The sequence below is a fragment of the Spirochaetota bacterium genome (genome assembly GCA_035477215.1).
GTDB lineage: Bacteria > Spirochaetota > UBA4802 > UBA4802 > UBA5368 > MVZN01.
In genome coordinates this window covers 91,825-110,454 of record DATIKU010000018.1, presented here as the reverse complement: position 1 = coordinate 110,454, position 18,630 = coordinate 91,825, and the positions used below count along the sequence as shown (strand labels likewise).

19 protein-coding genes are annotated in these 18,630 nt (G+C 56.0%); 6 read left to right on the top strand and 13 right to left on the bottom strand.

Annotated elements, in window-relative coordinates:
- Positions 1-6: 6 nt before the first annotated feature.
- The 3 genes from VLM75_04445 to hypB all read left to right on the top strand — a co-directional run bounded on the left by VLM75_04445 (position 7) and on the right by hypB (position 3,390).
- On the top strand, positions 7-1,014 hold the full coding sequence (locus VLM75_04445) for a hydrogenase small subunit (protein ID HSV96168.1): 1,008 nt from the start codon (positions 7-9) through the stop codon (positions 1,012-1,014).
- The gene (locus tag VLM75_04440; protein ID HSV96167.1) at positions 1,007-2,575 is read left to right on the top strand and encodes a nickel-dependent hydrogenase large subunit; all 1,569 of its coding nucleotides are present in this window, start codon (positions 1,007-1,009) and stop codon (positions 2,573-2,575) included. Before VLM75_04445 ends, VLM75_04440 begins: the two co-directional genes overlap by 8 nt.
- Before the next feature lie 140 nt (positions 2,576-2,715).
- Positions 2,716-3,390 carry a hydrogenase nickel incorporation protein HypB gene (gene hypB, locus VLM75_04435; protein HSV96166.1) on the top strand — a complete coding sequence of 225 codons (675 nt, stop codon included), beginning with the start codon at positions 2,716-2,718 and terminating at the stop codon, positions 3,388-3,390.
- Positions 3,391-3,696: 306 nt separating this feature from the next.
- Here the strand turns inward: hypB and VLM75_04430 are convergent, their stop codons facing one another.
- The 5 genes from VLM75_04430 to VLM75_04410 all read right to left on the bottom strand — a co-directional run bounded on the left by VLM75_04430 (position 3,697) and on the right by VLM75_04410 (position 7,990).
- Positions 3,697-4,329: an adenylate/guanylate cyclase domain-containing protein gene (locus VLM75_04430; GenBank protein HSV96165.1), complete on the bottom strand. Its 633-nt coding sequence runs from the start codon at positions 4,327-4,329 to the stop codon at positions 3,697-3,699.
- Between the two features lie 131 nt (positions 4,330-4,460).
- The gene (locus VLM75_04425; protein ID HSV96164.1) at positions 4,461-4,862 is read right to left on the bottom strand and encodes a hypothetical protein; all 402 of its coding nucleotides are present in this window, start codon (positions 4,860-4,862) and stop codon (positions 4,461-4,463) included.
- The gene (gltA, locus tag VLM75_04420) at positions 4,862-6,259 is read right to left on the bottom strand and encodes an NADPH-dependent glutamate synthase (GenBank protein ID HSV96163.1); all 1,398 of its coding nucleotides are present in this window, start codon (positions 6,257-6,259) and stop codon (positions 4,862-4,864) included. Before gltA ends, VLM75_04425 begins: the two co-directional genes overlap by 1 nt.
- A complete protein-coding gene (locus tag VLM75_04415) occupies positions 6,249-7,094 on the bottom strand; it encodes a sulfide/dihydroorotate dehydrogenase-like FAD/NAD-binding protein (protein ID HSV96162.1) in 846 nt (281 codons plus the stop codon). The genes gltA and VLM75_04415 overlap by 11 nt, the downstream gene beginning before the upstream one ends.
- A gap of 395 nt (positions 7,095-7,489) precedes the next feature.
- Positions 7,490-7,990, bottom strand: coding sequence for a hypothetical protein (locus VLM75_04410; GenBank protein ID HSV96161.1), 501 nt, complete (start codon positions 7,988-7,990; stop codon positions 7,490-7,492).
- A gap of 335 nt (positions 7,991-8,325) precedes the next feature.
- On the opposite strand from VLM75_04410, the gene VLM75_04405 reads away from it, so the two are divergent.
- Together VLM75_04405 and VLM75_04400 are read left to right on the top strand one after the other, a co-directional pair.
- On the top strand, positions 8,326-8,610 hold the full coding sequence (locus tag VLM75_04405; protein ID HSV96160.1) for a glutaredoxin family protein: 285 nt from the start codon (positions 8,326-8,328) through the stop codon (positions 8,608-8,610).
- Positions 8,607-9,119, top strand: a complete 513-nt coding sequence (locus VLM75_04400; protein ID HSV96159.1) for a ferredoxin-thioredoxin reductase catalytic domain-containing protein — start codon at positions 8,607-8,609, stop codon at positions 9,117-9,119. The genes VLM75_04405 and VLM75_04400 overlap by 4 nt, the downstream gene beginning before the upstream one ends.
- 315 nt (positions 9,120-9,434) lie before the next feature.
- On the opposite strand, the gene VLM75_04395 is transcribed toward VLM75_04400, so the two are convergent.
- The 6 genes from VLM75_04395 to surE all read right to left on the bottom strand — a co-directional run bounded on the left by VLM75_04395 (position 9,435) and on the right by surE (position 15,600).
- Complete coding sequence (locus VLM75_04395) at positions 9,435-11,078, bottom strand: NAD+ synthase (GenBank protein ID HSV96158.1); 1,644 nt, start codon at positions 11,076-11,078, stop codon at positions 9,435-9,437.
- 6 nt (positions 11,079-11,084) lie between these two features.
- The gene (locus VLM75_04390; protein ID HSV96157.1) at positions 11,085-12,398 is read right to left on the bottom strand and encodes a HEAT repeat domain-containing protein; all 1,314 of its coding nucleotides are present in this window, start codon (positions 12,396-12,398) and stop codon (positions 11,085-11,087) included.
- 139 nt (positions 12,399-12,537) lie between these two features.
- Positions 12,538-13,146, bottom strand: coding sequence for a TetR/AcrR family transcriptional regulator (locus VLM75_04385; GenBank protein ID HSV96156.1), 609 nt, complete (start codon positions 13,144-13,146; stop codon positions 12,538-12,540).
- 642 nt (positions 13,147-13,788) lie between these two features.
- On the bottom strand, positions 13,789-14,031 hold the full coding sequence (locus VLM75_04380) for a hypothetical protein (protein HSV96155.1): 243 nt from the start codon (positions 14,029-14,031) through the stop codon (positions 13,789-13,791).
- A 119-nt stretch (positions 14,032-14,150) separates the two neighbouring features.
- A complete protein-coding gene (locus tag VLM75_04375) occupies positions 14,151-14,861 on the bottom strand; it encodes a tetratricopeptide repeat protein (protein HSV96154.1) in 711 nt (236 codons plus the stop codon).
- Positions 14,854-15,600 (bottom strand): 5'/3'-nucleotidase SurE, encoded by a 747-nt coding sequence (gene surE / locus VLM75_04370; GenBank protein ID HSV96153.1) that lies wholly within the window; start codon positions 15,598-15,600, stop codon positions 14,854-14,856. Before surE ends, VLM75_04375 begins: the two co-directional genes overlap by 8 nt.
- Positions 15,601-16,394: 794 nt before the next feature.
- On the opposite strand from surE, the gene VLM75_04365 reads away from it, so the two are divergent.
- A complete protein-coding gene (locus VLM75_04365) occupies positions 16,395-17,051 on the top strand; it encodes a hypothetical protein (GenBank protein HSV96152.1) in 657 nt (218 codons plus the stop codon).
- 1 nt (position 17,052) lies between these two features.
- On the opposite strand, the gene VLM75_04360 is transcribed toward VLM75_04365, so the two are convergent.
- Both VLM75_04360 and VLM75_04355 read right to left on the bottom strand, forming a co-directional pair.
- A complete protein-coding gene (locus VLM75_04360; GenBank protein HSV96151.1) occupies positions 17,053-17,841 on the bottom strand; it encodes a HEAT repeat domain-containing protein in 789 nt (262 codons plus the stop codon).
- A gap of 12 nt (positions 17,842-17,853) precedes the next feature.
- Positions 17,854-18,546 carry a FecR family protein gene (locus VLM75_04355; GenBank protein HSV96150.1) on the bottom strand — a complete coding sequence of 231 codons (693 nt, stop codon included), beginning with the start codon at positions 18,544-18,546 and terminating at the stop codon, positions 17,854-17,856.
- Positions 18,547-18,630 lie beyond the last annotated feature (84 nt).

The window sequence follows — 18,630 nt, the reverse complement described above, 5'->3', positions numbered from 1 at the left end:
ACATATATGGCTCTAAACAGACGGGACTTTTTAAAACTCATGGGGGGGACGGCCGCGGTCTTCGGGTTTTCAGGCGTTCTCCTCCAGGGATGCAAGAAAGCGATAAAGGAAGCCGCCGAGCGCACGCCGGTTATCTGGCTTCAGGCGCAATCGTGCTCCGGGTGTTCTGTATCCCTCCTCAATACCATCGAACCCGACATCGCAACGCTGATTACCGAGCACATCAGCCTCAACTACCACCAGACGCTCATGGGCGGCACCGGGGAGGTCGCAATCCGTGTGCTCGATGAGGCGGTAAAAAAACAGCGCAAGGACTTCGTTCTGGTGGTGGAAGGCTCCATTCCCACCGGTTCGGAGGAATACTGCACAATAGGCATGCTTAACGGCCGGCACGTGAGCGCGCTTGAATGGATCCGGGAGCTCGGTAAAAACGCGAAGGCGATACTTGCCTTCGGCACCTGTTCGGCCTACGGCGGCATTCCCGCGGCAGCGGACCGACGGACCGGCCTTAATCCGACCGGAGCCAAATCGTTGTCGGAGATACTGCCGAACGCGACGATAATCAATGTTCCCGGTTGCCCCCCCCATCCCGACTGGATGATCGGCACCATTCTGCACTACGTGCTCAAGGGCATTCCCGAACTCGACGAATACAACCGACCGAAACTTTACTTCGGAAAAACAGTCCACGAACAGTGCGAACACCTCTCCGACTACAAGCGCGGTCGCTTCGCCAAACACTGGGGCGAGAAAGGCTGCCTGTACCTGCTCGGCTGTCTCGGCATGGATTCCGGCTGTGACATTCCGAACAGAAAGTGGCTGGGCGGCGTCAACTCGTGCACCGGCTGCGGCTCGGGCTGTATCGGCTGTACGGAGTCCGTATTCCCCGATTACGGCAAGCGCGGTCTCTACAAGCATCTTATGGCAAGCCTCGACGAGATCAACGCTCTGGAAGAGCCGCAGATCCGCGCGGCTGTGTTGAATCTCAGGAACGGAGGTAGCATCAATGGCTAAGATTTACCTGGATCCCATAACCCGGATAGAGGGTCATCTTTCAATAGAGATAGACGTGCAAAACGGCAAGGTCGTCGACGCCAAGAACAAGGGCGACATGTTCCGGGGTTTTGAGAAGATACTCCTGGGACGCAATCCCGTTGATGCCACCCAGATTGTCCAGCGCATCTGCGGTGTATGTCCGGTATCGCACGGCATCGCTTCGAGCAAGTGCCAGGATGCCGCTTTTGGAATAAAGGCTAACAAAAACGGCCGCCTGCTTCGCAATCTCGTACTCGGCGCGAACTATCTCCAGTCCCACATCCTCCACTTTTATCACCTGTGCGCGCTCGACTTCGTCGATATCACTGCGATCCTCAATTACAAGGGGAGCGACTCGGGCCTCAAGGCCGTTCAGGCTTGGGCAAAAGATGAGCTTGCCCTCAAGAAGGGGCGCATCGACCAGATCTCCGCGGTAAGCCCTTTTCTGCCGCGTTACGAAGCGAAAGACGCCTATATCGCCGATGCGGACCTTAACATCGCGGCTATCGCGCATTATCTCCAGGCGCTCGATATCCGCATGAAGGCGCACAAGATGGTCACGGTGTTCGGTGGCCGTGTTCCTCACCTAATGGGTATCGTACCGGGCGGATTGACCCATGTACCCACGCGGGCGAATATACGCGAATATAAAAAATACCTCGGGGAGGTCGAAAAATTCGTTAACGACGTTTACATAAAAGACGTCGTCGCCGTGGCCCGGGCCTACTCGGATTACTTCAAGCTCGGGCGATACGAAAATCTTCTCTCGTTCGGGGCCTTCGAATCCGATGATTCCGGATCGGCCTTCATGTTCCAGCAGGGTATGCTCTCCGGCGGGAATGTCGCAAAGCTCGATACAGCGCTCATTCGCGAGCAGGTCCGCTACGCGCGGTACAAATCCGCATCCGATCTGCACCCGCTCAAGGGTCAGACCGAGCCCGATCCGCATAAGGGCGGCGCGTACACCTGGCTCAAGGCGCCGCGCTACGATGGAAAGCCCATGGAGGTCGGCCCGCTGCCACGTATCGCCATAAGCTACCTGTCCGGCAATATGGCGGTGAAGAAGGAAGTCGATGCCGTACTGAAGGAATTCGATGCCGACATCTCCGCCGTTTTCTCGGTGCTTGGCCGTCACGCAGCTCGTGCGATAGAAGCGAAACTTCTGTGCACGCAGATACGGGAATGGCTCGACGAACTCGAGGTAGGCGGCTCGCCGCGCTCCACCTACGATATACCTGAAAAAGGCGAAGGAGAGGGGCTCGTCGAAGCTCCCCGCGGCGCGCTCGGGCACTGGATCGTCATTGAGGATAAAAAGATCGCCAATTACCAGTGCGTCGTTCCTACCACGTGGTTCTGCAGCCCCCGCGACGACAGGGGCAACATCGGGCCGGTCGAGCAAGCCCTCATCGGCACGCCGATCGCCGATCCCGCTAACCCGATCGAGGCCGCGCGGGTCGTGCGTTCGTTCGATCCATGCATCGCCTGCGCGGTGCATGTCGTAGAGGGCGACAGGGATATCTCGCAGTTCAGGGTGTGCTGATGCGGGCGATTTTCACAGACGGGGCGCGGTGCGCAGCGCCCCGTCTAAATAAACTATTGCTTCTGTGCAATCGTTTATCACCATAGCACTCGCGACGTGAGAGTCGCGACCGAGGTCATACCAAGCACGATGAGGCCGCCATGGAGATCAAGGTACTAAAAGACATCCTCGCGTCGAACGAAAGCCGGGCGGAGGAGATACGCGCGCTTTTAAAAGAGAAAAAAATATACATGATCGACCTCATGAGCTCGCCGGGTTCGGGTAAGACCACACTGCTCGACCGGATCATTGGCTCGCTTAAAAACCGCTACCGAATCGCAGTAATCGAGGGCGACATCAAGACTACCAAAGACGCCGAGAGGCTTTCCGGCCACGACGTCCCGATCATACAGATCGAAACTTCGCTCTTCGGCGGGGACTGCCACCTCGAAAGCTCGTGGATCCGCAAGTGCCTGGACGGCTTCGACCTCGATGCGCTCGACCTGGTCATCATCGAGAATATCGGCAACCTCGTATGCCCGGCCGAATTCGAGCTCGGCGACGACGAACGGATAGTAGTGCTCTCCGTGACCGAGGGCGAGGATAAGCCGGTCAAGTACCCGCTAATGTTCAACTCGTCGCATACGCTGCTTCTCAACAAGGTTGATCTGCTTCCCCACCTCGATTACAGCGTCGACGAGGTGATGGCGAACATCGGGCGGGTCAATCCGAAGATGACAGTTTTCAGAACCAGTGCCAGAACGGGAGAGGGGATAGACGAGTTCGTCGCGCACCTTGCCGTCAATATCGAAAAGAAAAAACTCCGGCTGCACTGAGCCCACAAAACGGCATTGATTCGTCGGACAAACGCATGTCCCTATTCGATGATACCATTCGGTCGCACTCAAACTTCCTGCACCCCACGGGGCGCGATTCGTAGATTGCACACCGACCAAGAGCACTCAGGTGGATACACGCCCTGACCTTCCCGCTTTCCGGAAGGATCAGGTCTGACTGCTCGCCTGTCTCCGGGAATCGCGGACAACAGAGCAGGAGTTTTTCGTCCCACTCGCACGTTTCACATATATCCATAACGCCACGATGCCCCATGACTTTTTATATCGCGGGTATTCACGCTCAAATCACTCAATAGAATAGAGCGCCCTGTACGCCTTCCCCGCCCCCGGCGGTATGTCGTCAATCTCCTTGAAAACTATATCGGGAATCTTTCCGGCGGCTTCCATTACCGCGCCCGTCGCAAGGATCTCCCATGCCCCGGCCGTGTCCTCCCCCAGCTTGCTCGCGGCGTTCACTTCCGCACCGAACACGTCGGTGTCGCCTATGCGCAGCATCTTGCCAAAACCGAGCCCCACGCACAGGAGAACCTGTTCCTCCTCCGCCTTGTCCGCGTTGTACGTCTTTAGCACGCGTTGCATATGAATCGCCGCCTGGAGAGCCTTTCTAACCTTGCGAAAAATCACAAGAAAGCTGTCCCCTTCCACTTTAAGAAGTATTCCATCATGCTCCTCGATTATCGGGATGAGGATGCGCTCGGACTCGTATATGGTCTGCAAAAAATGTATGATGCCGAATTTGGCGACCCCGCGCGAAAAGCCCGAAAGGTCGGTAAACATCACGCACCACTCCTCGCCGAAGAGGTCCCAGATGCGCGCGTCGATGTTCTGTTTGTCCGCGCCAGGCTCAAGCCGCGCCTGTATGAGCCTTTCCAGCCGGTCCTCCGATGCGCCCGCGATTATCGATCGTCGATATACCATAACTCCTCCTGTACGCTTTCGCCATTCAGTATACCGGTGAGCGTCTTAACTGCAACGAAGAAATTAAACCGGAAAATAAAACGGCGGGCGCCCCGGAGGGCGTCCGCCTCATGCTTCAGGCGTCATAAGGCTCAGCGAACGTCGTTTTTAAAACCGAGAACGATGATAAGCCCAAGAGCCACACAGGCGATGTTGATGAACAGGTTTGAAACGAGGTCCATGGTCGACGCGGCATAGACGCCGTTAAGGTAATTGAAACACATGTCGAGCACGCCAAGGAAGATAAGCGAACCGGCGCATACAAGGGCGATCGCCTTGCCCAGCGGGTTTCCTTTGAAGAGCATGACCGATGACACGATGAGCGCGAGAGCCATGATGATGTCGGGTACGGGGAACGAGCGTTCGTAGGCGAAGTAGCAGGGCGGCGGGTTCTCCGGCGCCATGCCTACGGTAAAGAAACCCACCCAGAAGAGGATTACTCCCAACGCCATGACGAGCTGCAGTACTGCGATAGTCTTGATCTTTTTTTCCATTACCATTCTCCGGTCTGAAGATATGTGTTTATGGCCATTGCGGCCTTTCGTCCGGCTCCCATTGCGAGGATGACCGTCGCGGCGCCGGTAACGATGTCTCCGCCGGCGAAAACGCCCTTTCTGCTCGTCTTCATGCTTTCATCGTCGGCGACGATGTTGCCCCATTTGCTGACCGCGAGGCCAGGCGTGGTCCGCGGTATCAGCGGGTTGGGCCCGTTCCCGATTGCGACGATCGCCACGTCGATATCGATGGTAAACTCCGAGCCCTTCACCACGACGGGACGGCGCCTCCCCGAATCGTCCGGCTCTCCGAGTTCCATGCGGACGCACTCCACCGCCTTGAGCCGCCCCTGCTCGTCGCCGATGAAGCGCACCGGATTTGTGAGCAGCTGGAAGAGCACGCCCTCCTCCTCGGCGTGATGCACCTCCTCGACGCGCGCGGGCATCTCGGCCCTGGAGCGGCGATAGATCAGGTGCACCTTTTTGCTGCCGAGGCGCAACGCCATGCGTGCCGAGTCCATCGCAACATTTCCCCCGCCTACCACGGCGATCGAATCTCCGCGCGCGATTGGCGTATCATACTCGGGGAACTTGTATGCCTTCATGAGATTCGCCCGCGTCAGGTACTCGTTCGCCGAGTAGACCCCCTGCAGGTTTTCTCCCGGAATGTCGAGGAAGAGCGGGAGTCCCGCTCCCGTTCCGATGAACACCGCGTCGAAACCTTCGGACAACAGGTCATTGACCGTTCCCGCCGAACCTACAACGCGGTTCAGCACGATTTCCACGCCGAGCTTGGCGAGCGCGTCGATTTCGTACTGCACGATCGCCTTGGGCAGGCGAAATTCCGGAATGCCGTACACCAGCACACCGCCGGCGTTGTGAAAGGCCTCGAAAACCGTCACACGGTAGCCCATCTTGGCGAGCTCGCCCGCCGCCGTAAGTCCCGCGGGCCCCGAGCCGACGATGGCGACGCGGCCTTCCTTCATCTCCGCCGCGGCCCGTATCTCAAGTTGTTCGCGCTCGCGCTCGTAATCCGCGGCAAAGCGCTCAAGCTTACCTATCGCGACCGACTCGCCCTTTTTGGTGAGTACACAGAGCTTTTCACACTGCTCCTCCTGCGGGCAAACCCGTCCGCATACTGCCGGCAGCGAGTTGGTCGTTTTGATTAAATGTATGGAGCTGAGAAAATCACCATCGCGTATCGCTTTAATAAAGCCCGGTATGTCGACACGCACCGGGCAACCGTCCACGCAGGTAGGCCTCTTGCACTGAAGGCAGCGCGACGCCTCCAGACGCGCTGTCTCGTCGGAGTAACCCAGCGGTACCTCTTTATAGTTCCGCACCCTCTGTGCGGGAGGCTGCTCGGGCATGGACTGGCGGGGGACTTTATCCTTCATGATCCACCTCCCCCAGCCTGCACCTGTGCTCCCGCATCGAAACGGCCTCCTCATCCCTGTATGTATTGAGCCGCATCACGAGCTCCTCGAAATTAACCTGGTGCCCGTCGAACTCCGGGCCATCGACGCAGGTAAAGCGCTTCTCCCCGTTCACCGTCACTCGGCACCCGCCACACATCCCGGTGCCGTCCACCATCACGGAGTTCAGGCTCACAAGGGTCTTTATCCCCGACGGCCTGGTAAGTTCACTCACCGCCCTCATCATCGGCACGGGCCCGATGGCGACAACGATGTCCACCTTTTCCGCCGCCATGATCTCGCCAAGCGCCTCGGTCACAAAGGCCTTGCGGCCATGGCTCCCGTCGTCGGTGCAAACTATCAGCCGCTCGCTCACCTCGCCCATCTCCTTTTCGAGTATAAGGAGATTTTTCGTTCGCGCGCCGATAACGCCGACCACTTTGTTTCCCGCGCGGTGCAGCGCCGCGGCAATCGGGTATATCGGCGCGACCCCGATCCCCCCGCCGACACAGACCGCGGTGCCGAATTTTATAATCTCAGTCGGATGTCCCAGCGGACCGGCGACATCTTTAAGGTGCCCGCCCGCCTTCAGGCGCGCCATGTTTTCCGTCGTCTTCCCGACAATCTGATAATAGAGCGTAATGGTCCCCAGCGCCGTGTCCACGTCTGCGATGGTTAGCGGGATCCGCTCGCCGCATTCGTCGATCCGGAGCATGATGAACTGGCCCGGCTTGCGGTACCTGGCCACGTCGGGAGCATCTACGATCATCTTCCCTACGTTCGGTGATATTTTTTCGTTCAGTCGTATACGATGCACTGCACACCCCGCGATGGATGAGCGGCCGCGACATGGCGCGATCGCCGACAATGTATCGAAGCCGTCCCGCCCGCATGGTCCGTTCCAGATCGTAATGGAACGATCAATGAAACGAACGCGGCCGCCAAAAGCCCCGGCAAAGCGAATAAACAGTATCACTAATCGGATGATCTTTTGTATGTCAATTGGTTTTCGCACCACCCGGCGGTGCATGCTGAGACGGTGGAGTTCGCGCCGGCAAATACTTTCTGTGAATCCTGATTCGGGAAAAGGGAAAAACGCAAAACCCGTTGAATCAACGCTTGTAAGGAGTTAACCTATCCGCGGCATCACTAAAATGTGAGTCGATGTCGCGGATGGGATAACACCATGCTTTTCAGTTTCAGGAGTTACCACTACCTCCCGATGATCACGCGCAGCGCTTTCGGATCGATTTTATAGCCGCCCGATACCGTCAGATGGCCTTTATAAAGGTCCGAGAGGTCGGTGATCTTCGCGATGAACCACGAGCTTGTCCTCGCCTCTTCCTTGTTTTCGGGCGCGCGATACACTCCCTCGTCCCCCTGGGCGTCAAGCATGATCACCACGGCGCCGAGTTTCAGATCGGCTTTCGTCGCAATGCGCGTCTGCCAGTAGTTTTTGGTCCATATTTCGCTTCCGTCCCCGACCTGCATAAACTCCGCTTCATTTTTTGTCTCAGCCGTTGCCGGCGTCTTCATTTTGGAGAGCTTGACATACATCCATGCCTGGGTTTTATACGGCTCCTTCGATATAAAATAGTCGTCGGGCTGAATATAATGCTCGTCCTCTTCGGCAAAAAGCGCCCCCGACACCGCAACGAACGACAGAAGCGTAATAAGCGTGAGCGACTTCTTGAAAAAATTAAACCGCGACATACCATCCTCCAGGATAATTGAATTAACACCGCCACTACATCGAGAAATGCGGCGTAGGCCTGCTACTTCCCCCTCCTCACGCCTCCGGCGTGAAAAGGTTTTAAAGCTCGACACTGCCAGATAGGTAACCGCACGCCGGCGAATACCACTCTAAAAACCGACTTCGATACTCAGTCGCCATCGATTAAAAATAATCAAATTATATTTCGCCGTCCATACCATTTTAAAACACGGCAAAAGGCCCATCCCCGATCTATCGGAGAATAATAATTTGACAGGGTCCCGAAGCGGAATCTATACTTTACATAGAGACCAGCGAGAGGAGAAACGCTTTCATGGCACTTATGAACCGCGTCGAAGGGAAGGGAAAAGGAACCATCGTACTGTATGCCCTCAGCACATGCGTCTGGTGCAAGAAGGCGAGGGGGCTCCTGGATGAGCTCGGCGTCGCCTACGAGTATGTGTACGTGGACCAGCTGCCCCGCGAGGCGAACGCCGCCGTCAAGGATGAGATACGCCGCTGGAACCCCCAGGGCTCGTTCCCGACCATCGTCATCGACAACGACCGCTGCATCGTGGGCTTCGACGAAGAAAAAATAATGAAGGAGATCGGCCTATGAGCGGCGGCGGAATCGGCCGGGACGAGATCGAAAACCTGTACCGGCGGCTCTTCGCCGAGGCCGAGGCCGGCGGCTATCATCTCAACCCCGAGGTCGCGTTTACCCTGGAGCTCATCGAGGGACTCCTTTTAAACGAACGGCGGTACGGATACTGGGCCTGTCCCTGCCGGCTGGCGTCGGGAGTGAGGTCCGAGGATCTCGATATCATCTGCCCCTGCGACTACCGCGATCCCGATCTGGACGACCATGACGCCTGTTACTGCGGCCTGTATGTCACGCAGAAAGTGCAGAGCGGAAAACGCGCCGTCCGTCCCATACCCGAGCGCCGTCCGGCGGAAGAAGAACGCGGGCGCGCCGTCGGTAAAAAATCCGAAACCGTTGCACCCGGAACGCTTCCTTATCCCGTGTGGCGCTGCAAGGTGTGCGGATACCTCTGCGCACGCGACAATCCCCCCGAATCATGTCCCGTCTGCAAGGCGAAGAAAGACCGCTTCGAGCGCTTTTTATAGCGTCGAACCGGTTTTTTTCTTAAACACGAAGGGGCGCGCACCATAGGTATTTAAAGATTTCCGGTTTTGGTCCTTATCCGATGTCAGCCGTTTTGCGTTATACCAGCACCCGCCTTATTTGCCCACTGGTTCCGCCGGGACGAAAACGGCGGGTTTCTCCGGCCGGGATACCGTTAAAATCTCGGCGTTCAAAATGGGCATTGACCGCTGTTTCGACCTGTTCGTCGCGCAGTAAATCTGGGACGAGTATCGTGCGCTCGAAAAACGGCTCTCATAAAAAGGACTCAGCGGGGCCCCCGCAAGGGGGCTTTGTCTTTAATGATGGAAGCGCTGCGCCATTGGGATTCGCCGGCCGATGCCGAAAGCCTTGGTGGTCACCTTTAGCCCCGGCGGGGCCTGGCGCCGCTTATACTCGTTGCGGTCAACCTTTATTAAAATATCGCGAACAAGCTTTGCCGGAAAGCCATCGGCGATGATTTCGTCCGCTGACATGGCGAGTTCTATATAGCGCTCGAGAATACCGTCGAGCAGGCTGTACGGCGGCAGGCTGTCCTCGTCTTTCTGGTTTTCGCGAAGCTCGGCCGAGGGTGCCTTCTCGATACTGGCACGGGGAATCACCTCGCCGGCGCGATTGATGTGTTCCGCGAGCCGATACACCAGCGTCTTCGGAAGGTCTGAAAGTACCGCAAGCCCTCCCGACATGTCGCCGTACAGCGTGCAATAGCCCATGGCGAGCTCGGACTTGTTCCCGGTCGTGAGCAGAAGGCTCCCGAACTTGTTGCTTGCCGCCATGAGGATGTTCCCCCGAATCCGCGCCTGGATGTTCTCCTCGGTCACATCCTCCGGCCATCCGGCGAAGATTACAGAGAGTAGGTCTTTGTAGGCCCCGTAGAGTCCGCTGATGGGGATGGTCTCCACGCGAAAACCGAGCTTCGCCGCGAGCTCGACCGAATCGTCGACGCTGCCCTGTGACGAAAACGGCGAGGGCATGGTGATTCCCATTACGTTTTCGCTTCCGAGCGCCTGGACCGCAAGTGCCGCGGTAAGAGCTGAATCGATTCCTCCCGAAAGCCCCACGATAATACTGTTAAAACCGCACTTGCTGACGTAATCCCGAAGCCCCAGAACCAGCGCCAGCCTGATGTCCTCAAGTTCGTCTTCCATCGGGAACGGCCCCGTCCCGGCAGAAGCATCATCAACAACGACAAGGTCCTCCGCGAAGCGCGCGGCCCTGACCGCGAACACGCCGTGCGCGTCGACCATAAAGCTGTTACCGTCGAATATCAGGCTGTCATTCCCGCCGGCCTGGTTGACGTACACCACAGGAACGGAGTTCTTGCGCGCGATGGCGGAAATCATGGCCCACTTGACGGAGTTCTTTCCCCGCACATATGGCGAGGCATTTATCGAAATAAGCAGATCGATCCCGCGGTCGACCAGGCTTTTCACCGGATCGATGTGATATCGCCTCATGGCCGGCGAAGCGTCGTCGTAATCGAGATCGTTCCAGATGTCCTCGCAGATGGTGATGCCGATCGATCGACCGCGGTAGAAAACAGGTTCCTGCCGACGCGCGGGCGAAAAGTAGCGCATCTCGTCAAAGACATCGTATGTGGGAAGAAGGGTTTTATGATGGCGCGAAATTATGCGCCCATCGGCCAGAAACGCCGCGGAGTTGAAGAGCATCGGGCTGTTATCGCGGTCGAAATCGACATATCCGCATACTGCGGCGATCCCGGTGCAGGCCCTCGCGACGGCCTCAAGCGACGCGAGGTTGTCGTCGATCAGTATATGGTTCTCGAGGAGATCCATCGGCGGGTAACCGATAGTCGCCATCTCCGGGAAAACGACCAGCTCCGCACCCAGACGTTTCGCCCGCTCGACACAGGATACCAGCTTAGCGCGGTTTCCCTCGATGTCGGCAATCACTGGATTGGTCTGTGCAAGCGCGATCTTCATGGCGCTTTACCTCGTCATGAATCCGCGTACGGCATGGCGAAGTTTTTCCCTGAAGACCGGATCGGTCTCAACCACGTACTGGTCGAAGAGCGGAAGCGTCGAGGCCCTGTCGCCTATACGCACCAGCGCATATAACGCCGCGAGCCTCACGTAAAGGCTCGTCTCGGTGCAGACAACCTCCTGTAGTTTGACGGTTATCGCCCGGGCGCCCCTGAATGCGGCGAGCGAATTGCAGGCTTCGGCCCTCACGCGGTAATCGGCATCGCTCAGCGCCGACATCAGCAGGCCGATCGCACGGGCGTCTCCTATATCGCCGCAGGCTAACGCACCCCTGATTCGTAGTGATACGTTCGTATCCGATGAAAGCACCCGATCGAGTCCCCTGAAGCCGCCTCCGTTGCGGGTGGCGATGAGTGTGTCGATCAGCAGTTCCTTTATTGCGTCGTCGTCCTCGACCGCGAGCTGAGCCGAAACGGCGGACGCGGTGGCCGGGGACCGGAATTCCAAAAGCGCCTGGGCGGCCGCAAGGCGGATATCCCTGTTTGTGTCGGTGAGGGCGCGCAGCAGCACATAGATCGAGCCTGTGTCGCGAAAATATCGTATAAGCTCGATCGATTTTATGCGCACTTCCCAATTCTGATCTGAAAGCGCGAGCGTCCGTACGATCGGTATATTCTCGACGAGGTTATTGCGCTCGATACATTTAAGCGCGTAATAACGGACCGACTTATTATCATCTTTCAGCATGTCTCTCAGCAGATACCCTACCCGGCGGTCGTACAGGTGATATATCGCCTCCAGCGCGTAAACACGGTAAATCGGATCGGGGTCCTGGGCCATATTGAGGATGTAGGGGAACATACGGTCATCGCCCATCTTTGAGAGCGCCTTTATAGCGCTTTCCCGCACCGTCGAGAAGGGGCTGGCGAGTTCCTCAACGAGCGCGGTCACGACTCGCCGGTCGTCCGAAGCGGCCATAATGTCGATGATTCTTTTTTTAACGGGGAACGACCTGCTCTGCCGCAGCAGGTCCATCCACAGGGGTGATACGTTTCTGAACGGATATCGGGAGAGGGCGTCGATCGCGCGCCCTTTATACTCCATATCTCCATCATTAAGCACGGTTTCTTTTAGGAGCGGGAGGAGATCCCCGGGCCTTTTCGTTTCTATGTAGCGCATTGCTCGCTCATGCTCGTCATGCGCACCGCGCAGTATCGCAGAATGCAGCGAGGCGGCGGTCCGTTCGCCGGCCGCCTGAACGGTCGTGACGAGCATGGCCGCGGCAAGTGCACATAGTATCGGTAAAGCCTTATTTCTCATGGGATTCTTCGGCGGTCAGCCGGCCGTTATTCCCGAGGGCGGACCATGGGTGTATTGAATTGCACGCCGTATTTTTGTCAATAAATAAGAAAACCCGGGACACGATCCCGGGCCTTATGCCGCTGAAACGCGCCGGGGCCTATTTTATCACGCCGTAGAGGTAATTCGCCACAACGGCATCCAGCACGTCCTTTTCGAGAACGTTCGCTTTTTTTCTGTCGAAATCATAGACCACATACATGACCGCGCCGATGAGCATAAGCGCCGTCAGCTCGGGATTGATGGTCTTCTTGTACACACCTTTCTTCTTGATCTCATCAATGTCGCGCGTAACGACCTTGGTGACATACTCCAGAAACTTTTCGACCCGCTGCACCACTTCCTCGTCAATGCCAACAATGTCCTTGAAGATCAGCTTTATGACGATGGGCTCACTCATGATCACGTTGATGCAGCCGAATATACGTTCCGTGACGAACTTGAGCACCGATTTCTGCACCGGATTCGTCCTCAAAAAATCCTTCAGGTCGTCCGGATCGAGTATATCATCAATGTTTTCCTCAACCGACTCGAGTATCGCGTAGAGAATTTCACGCTTGTTGCCAAAATACTGGTACACGGTCCCCCGGGCGATGTTGAGCTTTTCGCACACCTGTCCGATATGAGTGCTCTGGAACCCGTTATGGATGAACATATCCTTCGCCGTATCGATTATCTGCTGTTTTCTTTTCTGACCTTTCGCAGGCATCTCACTGCTCCTTCACCGAAAATTTCATTCGCCCCCGGGCCCGTTTTCGCCATACCCCTGGCGCTGCCTGATCCTCTTCATCTCGTTCCGAATGGGCACCAGCGCCTCCCGGAGCTCTTGCATGATAAGGTCAGCCCTCTCCTGTATCTCTCTGCTCATTTTAAATTGACGCGTATAATGTCCGAAAGATGCCCGATCGACCACCCTGTTGACGACGGGAAAACCATGTCGTTTTACCAAAATGCACCACTCTTACCTTATCGTAGCAAGTATGTCAATATGCGCACATTTATCGAAAAAATCCCCATAAATATCGATAATTAACATAATATTTTAATAGTCAAATTTACCAATAATATTATTCATCACTCCGGCATCGATTAGATATATAACGACATCACGCGACAAATGTCAATTAGAACAATAATATTATTTTTGTTACGGTAAAAAATCGGCACTTCAAAGCCGCGAAACTGCTCTAAGAATATTTTTATAGATAAATACAAAATAAGTACGCTAATTATAAGTCAACAACTTTTCGCCGGTTATCGGAGACGGCCGGTTCCCGCCGCCCATACGGCCGAAGAGCACGGCGCCGCCGTGCTCTTCCGGTTATAAACACATGTCCCGACTTTATAGCCGCTACACCATGCGGTCAACGTTAGCACCGATCCGCTCGTCCTGTTTTACCTGTATCTCGGCGCCGATGAGCATGTAGAGGAAATTTCTCACCTCATCAAGGTCCATCATCACCTTGTCGTAATCGAAATGTGGCGCCTCGGTCCTCAGTCCTGAAGCGGCCCTCGCGTTAACGGCGAGCATTCTCTCATCGATCGCGGCGGATCGCACCGAGGGGAAGCCGGGGATTACCGATGTGACATCCATTTCAGCACCTCCTTCCGTGGAGTACTTCTATTATACCATCGGCATTTTATAATAATTTTGTAGAATATTTTATAAAAATCGGAGCTTAAAAAAAGAGAAAAATAAGCCTGAAAACGCCCTTACCCGCGTTTCCCGGGGCGGGTGCCCAGGAGTTCGGCGATGTGGGCCTTGATCTCCGCCGATTCGGGCATCTGGGCAAGCGCCTTTTTATAATGATCCTTGGCCGCCCTGGCCTGACCCCGCTTCATATAGACATAGCCCATCGTGTCAAGATAGGCGGGATGAGCTGGTTTCGCCTTCAGCGCAATCGACGCATGCCCGGCGGCCTCGGCGAGGTCGCCTCCGCTTTCGGCGATCAGGAAGGCCAGAGAGTTGTGGGCGTTCCAGTTGCGCGGATCAATGCCGATTATCTCGCGGTACGACTCAATCGCTTCGGTGTATCGTCCCGTTTTTTCCCGGCAGTATCCCCTCATATTGAGAGCGGCGGCGTCCCTGGGCGAAATTCCGAGGCTTGTTTCGAGAAGCCGCTCCGCCTCGGCATACTCACCGTACATTATGGCGCAGTAGGCGAGAAGCTTGCGTACGGTATTGATATCCACGAACGCAAGCGGAAGGTCGATAACCCGCCTGAAGTACTCGGCAGCGCTTTTATACAGGCCGGTGCGCGCATAACAGATGCCGAGGTTGTAAAGAACCTCGGGGTTGTCCCGGTCGAGGGCCTCCGCCGCCCTGAGGTCCTCCAATGCGTTCCGGTAGTCATTCATCACGCTTTTACTTAGCGCGGCCGCCAGAAACCTCTTTATCTTGCTATCGAGCCCTATGTCAGCCATGAACACCCTGTCCCGAAAGCCGCCTGATGAAAGAATGGTCGGTGCAGTCGAGATGGAGCGGTGTTATCGAAATGTATCCATTTCGAAGCTCCATCGCGTCGCTGCCCTCCAGTTCATCGCTTTCAATCCTTCCCGTCAGGCGCATGCGTATAACGTTCCCGTCGCTTCCCGTAATGCTGTACGAATCGCGGTAATGGCGCTTTGCAAGCATCGTATAGCGAACCCCTGCGATGCGCGTATTGGCCAGGTCGGGATAATTAATATTGAGAAACAACGGTCCGAGTTCGGCAAGCTTCCGGTACTCTTCAAGGTACGCCGCCATAAAGCCTGCCGCCTCGCCGAAATAGTCCGAGGACCCGAAACAATCGAGCGAGATCGCGATTCCGGAAACCCCGAAGATGAACGCCGTCCTCGCGCCGGCCGTCGTTCCTGAAAAATAAACGTCATCGCCGAGGTTGGGGCCGTGATTGATGCCGGAAATAACCAGGTCGATCGACGGGATGATTCCGCCGTGCAGCCCTACGTTCACGCAATCGGCCGGAAAGCCGTCCAGGGCGTAGCGCCCCTCGGAGAGCTTCTCCACTCCCAAGTCGTTACGTACCGTTATCGCGTTCGAACACGCACTTCTCTCCCCGTTCGGCGCTATTATATACACCCCGTGCTTCTCGGAGAGCGCGTCGCAGAGCGCAGCCAGCCCATCCGAATGAATACCATCATCGTTCGTGAGGAGTATGTTCATCGCTGCATGTCACCATTTGCCTGTAATATTAACCGGAACGGCCGGGGGCCGTATGCGCGGATTTGCTATACGATAGCGCCGGCGCGCCCACTTGCAATAATTAAATTTACCCTCGGAGGATTTCGGGGCGCTTTATACATTAAAAATTGACACCCATCAAGCATTTCAGCTACATTGAAATAGAGTCATTACATTGTTGGGGGAACCATCCCTTATCCGGGCTTTACAACGATTCTATTATCGATAATAACGGAGTCGTAATGCGTAAGGCGTTTAAAAACGTCTTATTTAACGGCAGGATATTCTATGGGCCCCTTTTGGGAGAGAATGATGCCTGTCTATGAATTTAAATGCGTTGAATGCGTGACTATAACGAGCGAATTGCGAAGGATGGGTGATTTCTCGCCGCCGGTCTGCTCCCGTTGCGGTTCTCCAAGGACCGAAAAACTCTTTTCCATGTTCAGTGGTTCCGGCTCGGGGGGAGGTGATTGCAGCGGTTGCGTACCCTCCCGCCCGGGCGCCTGTAGCTCGTGCCGCTAATCGGGTACGGACTGAACGGGCCCACTTATTCCGGCCGGATCCCCCGCCGGGATATCGAACATTTTACTTGACTTTATTAAATTATACTTTATGATTCCGCGTAAATGGAATTGCTGCATAATCCGGGATAACGGCCTCCGCGATCCCGGCGTTGTGCTGGCGCCGGTGCGGATATCCGGTCATACTACCGGCCAGGTCGGCATTTATTGTGCCGGATACCGGCTTAAAACGACGCATGGGGGATGGAGCGAAAAATGGCAAAGGGATGGCGAATCGTCGGCGTACTCATCTTCTTAACGGTTTTCGCGGCTGCGCTCAGCGCGCAGCAGGCCGAGCCGGCAAAGGAATTCAATCCGCTGTATAACCCGCTACATGTGATTCAGCGGCTGAGCTACGACAACTTCAAAAACATAAAGCTGCTGCACACCGCGATAATCAATTTCGGCGGTGGCGAGGCCGAGTTCGACCGGCTCGTTAACGACTACGCGGAGGCGACTTCGTACTATTTCAGGGGAAGCCTGGTGGAATCCGCCAATCTCTATACGAAAAACGACAAGGACATTCGTGCCGTCGGAATGAAACTCGCGCAGAAATTCAAGGATGACACGGAAGCCCTTCACCGCGAAATCATAAAGCAGCACGTTAGGACAAACGTAAAGCTTTCGCTCAAGGGTGAAAAGACCGATCCCACCGCGGAGCTCCTCGTATCCAACGGGGCGTTCGGCATCAATAAAGCCAACGATTTGTTCGAGCGCGCCAAGCCGGTGGACTCCATTTATTACTATCGTCGGGTCAAGGAATCTTGTTTCAAATACTACGAGCTGGCGAAGGAGCCGTTGCCCGATCGCTACAAAAAGGACGTTGTGGACGCACAGAACAGGATATACACGTCGAAGGAAAAAGAGAAATAGCTCAGTCGTCGTTCTTTTTCAATTCCCGATCACGCTTCAGAAGTCTCAGCGAGAGGACTCGTATCTCCGCGTTCTGGTGTACGAGTAGCGCAGTCACCCGTTTCATGGTGAGTCCGTCGAGCTTATATCCGTTAAGGCCCTTCAGCAGGGCCCTCAGCAGCGTGTGCTTCGTTATCGCTTCATCATCGAGCATCGCGGCAAGGGCCCTGTAAATCCGCTCATCCTGCACCGAAAGATTCTCAATGGCCGCCACCCTCACGTTCATGCTGGGGTCTGCCAGCGCCTGAAGCACGTAGGGCACCGAGACATACTTGATGGCGAAGTCCTCTATTGAGAGAAGTCCCTTAATGCTTTCCTCGCGGAGGAGCCAGTCGTCGCTCGAAAGCCCTTTCGCGAACACGACCGCGTCTCTCGCGTCACGAAACCCCCGTAAAACCCTTATCGCCTGCCAGCGTACGCTATTGTTCTGCTCGTACTCGGCGAGCGCACGTATCCGCCGGCGCGCCTTTTTATTATCCGTATTTTCGAGGCCCCTCAGCGCTTCAACCCTCACCAGGGTGTGGCTGTCGTCGAGAGCCCTTATAAGGATCTCCTCCGCCTCACGGACCTGGTAGGACGCCAGATCCTTCACCGCGCTTTGCCGCACCTGCCAGCTCGCGCTTTCGCAGCGCGCGGCCGTCTCGCGTATTTTCTGCCGGTCGTCTTTCTTCAGCTGGGTTCCGCCGCTCCCGCAACCGGTATGAAGAAAAAACGCCAGGAAGAGCGTCGCAGCGGCAAAGGCTCGAATCATCGCATCGATCGGTCAAAAATCCTTTTTTCTCAAAACACCGTCAAGGAACCCCTCGTCCCGCTTGTTCCGGATGATGATCCTGCTGCGCTCATCGATATCATAATAATCAAACCAGGACTTCAATATTTCACCGGGAACCACCCGCGGAGCGGTTGGAGGGACATCCTTCTTAACGCTCACCTCTTCCCGTTCCTTGACCACCCAGGCCTTTATGACGTCCTTATTCGAGCTCGCCACCTCCACCTGTCCCTCGAAAACGACGAGCTTCGTCTCCTGACGGCCCACAACCACGCCGAAGTCCGTTCCCCTTACGCCGGCCACCGCCGTCGGGGTCCTGAGCACGAGCGAGCGGCTCCTGAACGTCTTCTTCATGGTGATACGGAGCTTGCCGGTGACCACCTGTATGCGCGTGGGCGGATCGGTTTCGGCCATCTTGAGACCGGACAGGTTGAGCACCGTCACCTCGCGTACGAAAAGCTTGCTTCCGTCGTTGAGGAGGAGCTCGGCATACGAGCGGTTACCGGTACGAATCCGGTGGTCATCGGTGATCGTCACCCCTATCTGCGGGACGAACTTTACGCCCCCGGTTACGGTGGTGATATCGACATCGCCCACTATCGAGACGATCCTTCCTATGTTTTGCTGTGCCGCCGCCGGTAAGGAACCGGCCAGTATAATCAGCGTGAAAATGAGTATTCTTTTCATAACCGCCTCCATTGCATTCGGAAATACATTTAACCAGTTGCAAGTCCCGGATTTATCGATTCGCCCGGTTTTACATAACCGCTA

Coding starts and splice junctions, on each gene's coding strand:
- surE (HSV96153.1), bottom strand. CDS start 15,600: ATGAACATACTCCTCACGAACGATGATGGTATTCATTCGGATGGGCTG.
- VLM75_04385 (HSV96156.1), bottom strand. CDS start 13,146: ATGCCTGCGAAAGGTCAGAAAAGAAAACAGCAGATAATCGATACGGCG.
- VLM75_04405 (HSV96160.1), top strand. CDS start 8,326: ATGGCACTTATGAACCGCGTCGAAGGGAAGGGAAAAGGAACCATCGTA.
- VLM75_04360 (HSV96151.1), bottom strand. CDS start 17,841: ATGATTCGAGCCTTTGCCGCTGCGACGCTCTTCCTGGCGTTTTTTCTT.
- VLM75_04410 (HSV96161.1), bottom strand. CDS start 7,990: ATGTCGCGGTTTAATTTTTTCAAGAAGTCGCTCACGCTTATTACGCTT.
- hypB (HSV96166.1), top strand. CDS start 2,716: ATGGAGATCAAGGTACTAAAAGACATCCTCGCGTCGAACGAAAGCCGG.
- VLM75_04375 (HSV96154.1), bottom strand. CDS start 14,861: ATGGCTGACATAGGGCTCGATAGCAAGATAAAGAGGTTTCTGGCGGCC.
- VLM75_04390 (HSV96157.1), bottom strand. CDS start 12,398: ATGAGAAATAAGGCTTTACCGATACTATGTGCACTTGCCGCGGCCATG.
- VLM75_04425 (HSV96164.1), bottom strand. CDS start 4,862: ATGGAAAAAAAGATCAAGACTATCGCAGTACTGCAGCTCGTCATGGCG.
- VLM75_04400 (HSV96159.1), top strand. CDS start 8,607: ATGAGCGGCGGCGGAATCGGCCGGGACGAGATCGAAAACCTGTACCGG.
- VLM75_04445 (HSV96168.1), top strand. CDS start 7: ATGGCTCTAAACAGACGGGACTTTTTAAAACTCATGGGGGGGACGGCC.
- gltA (HSV96163.1), bottom strand. CDS start 6,259: ATGAAGGATAAAGTCCCCCGCCAGTCCATGCCCGAGCAGCCTCCCGCA.
- VLM75_04395 (HSV96158.1), bottom strand. CDS start 11,078: ATGAAGATCGCGCTTGCACAGACCAATCCAGTGATTGCCGACATCGAG.
- VLM75_04430 (HSV96165.1), bottom strand. CDS start 4,329: ATGGTATATCGACGATCGATAATCGCGGGCGCATCGGAGGACCGGCTG.
- VLM75_04355 (HSV96150.1), bottom strand. CDS start 18,546: ATGAAAAGAATACTCATTTTCACGCTGATTATACTGGCCGGTTCCTTA.
- VLM75_04380 (HSV96155.1), bottom strand. CDS start 14,031: ATGGATGTCACATCGGTAATCCCCGGCTTCCCCTCGGTGCGATCCGCC.
- VLM75_04440 (HSV96167.1), top strand. CDS start 1,007: ATGGCTAAGATTTACCTGGATCCCATAACCCGGATAGAGGGTCATCTT.
- VLM75_04365 (HSV96152.1), top strand. CDS start 16,395: ATGGCAAAGGGATGGCGAATCGTCGGCGTACTCATCTTCTTAACGGTT.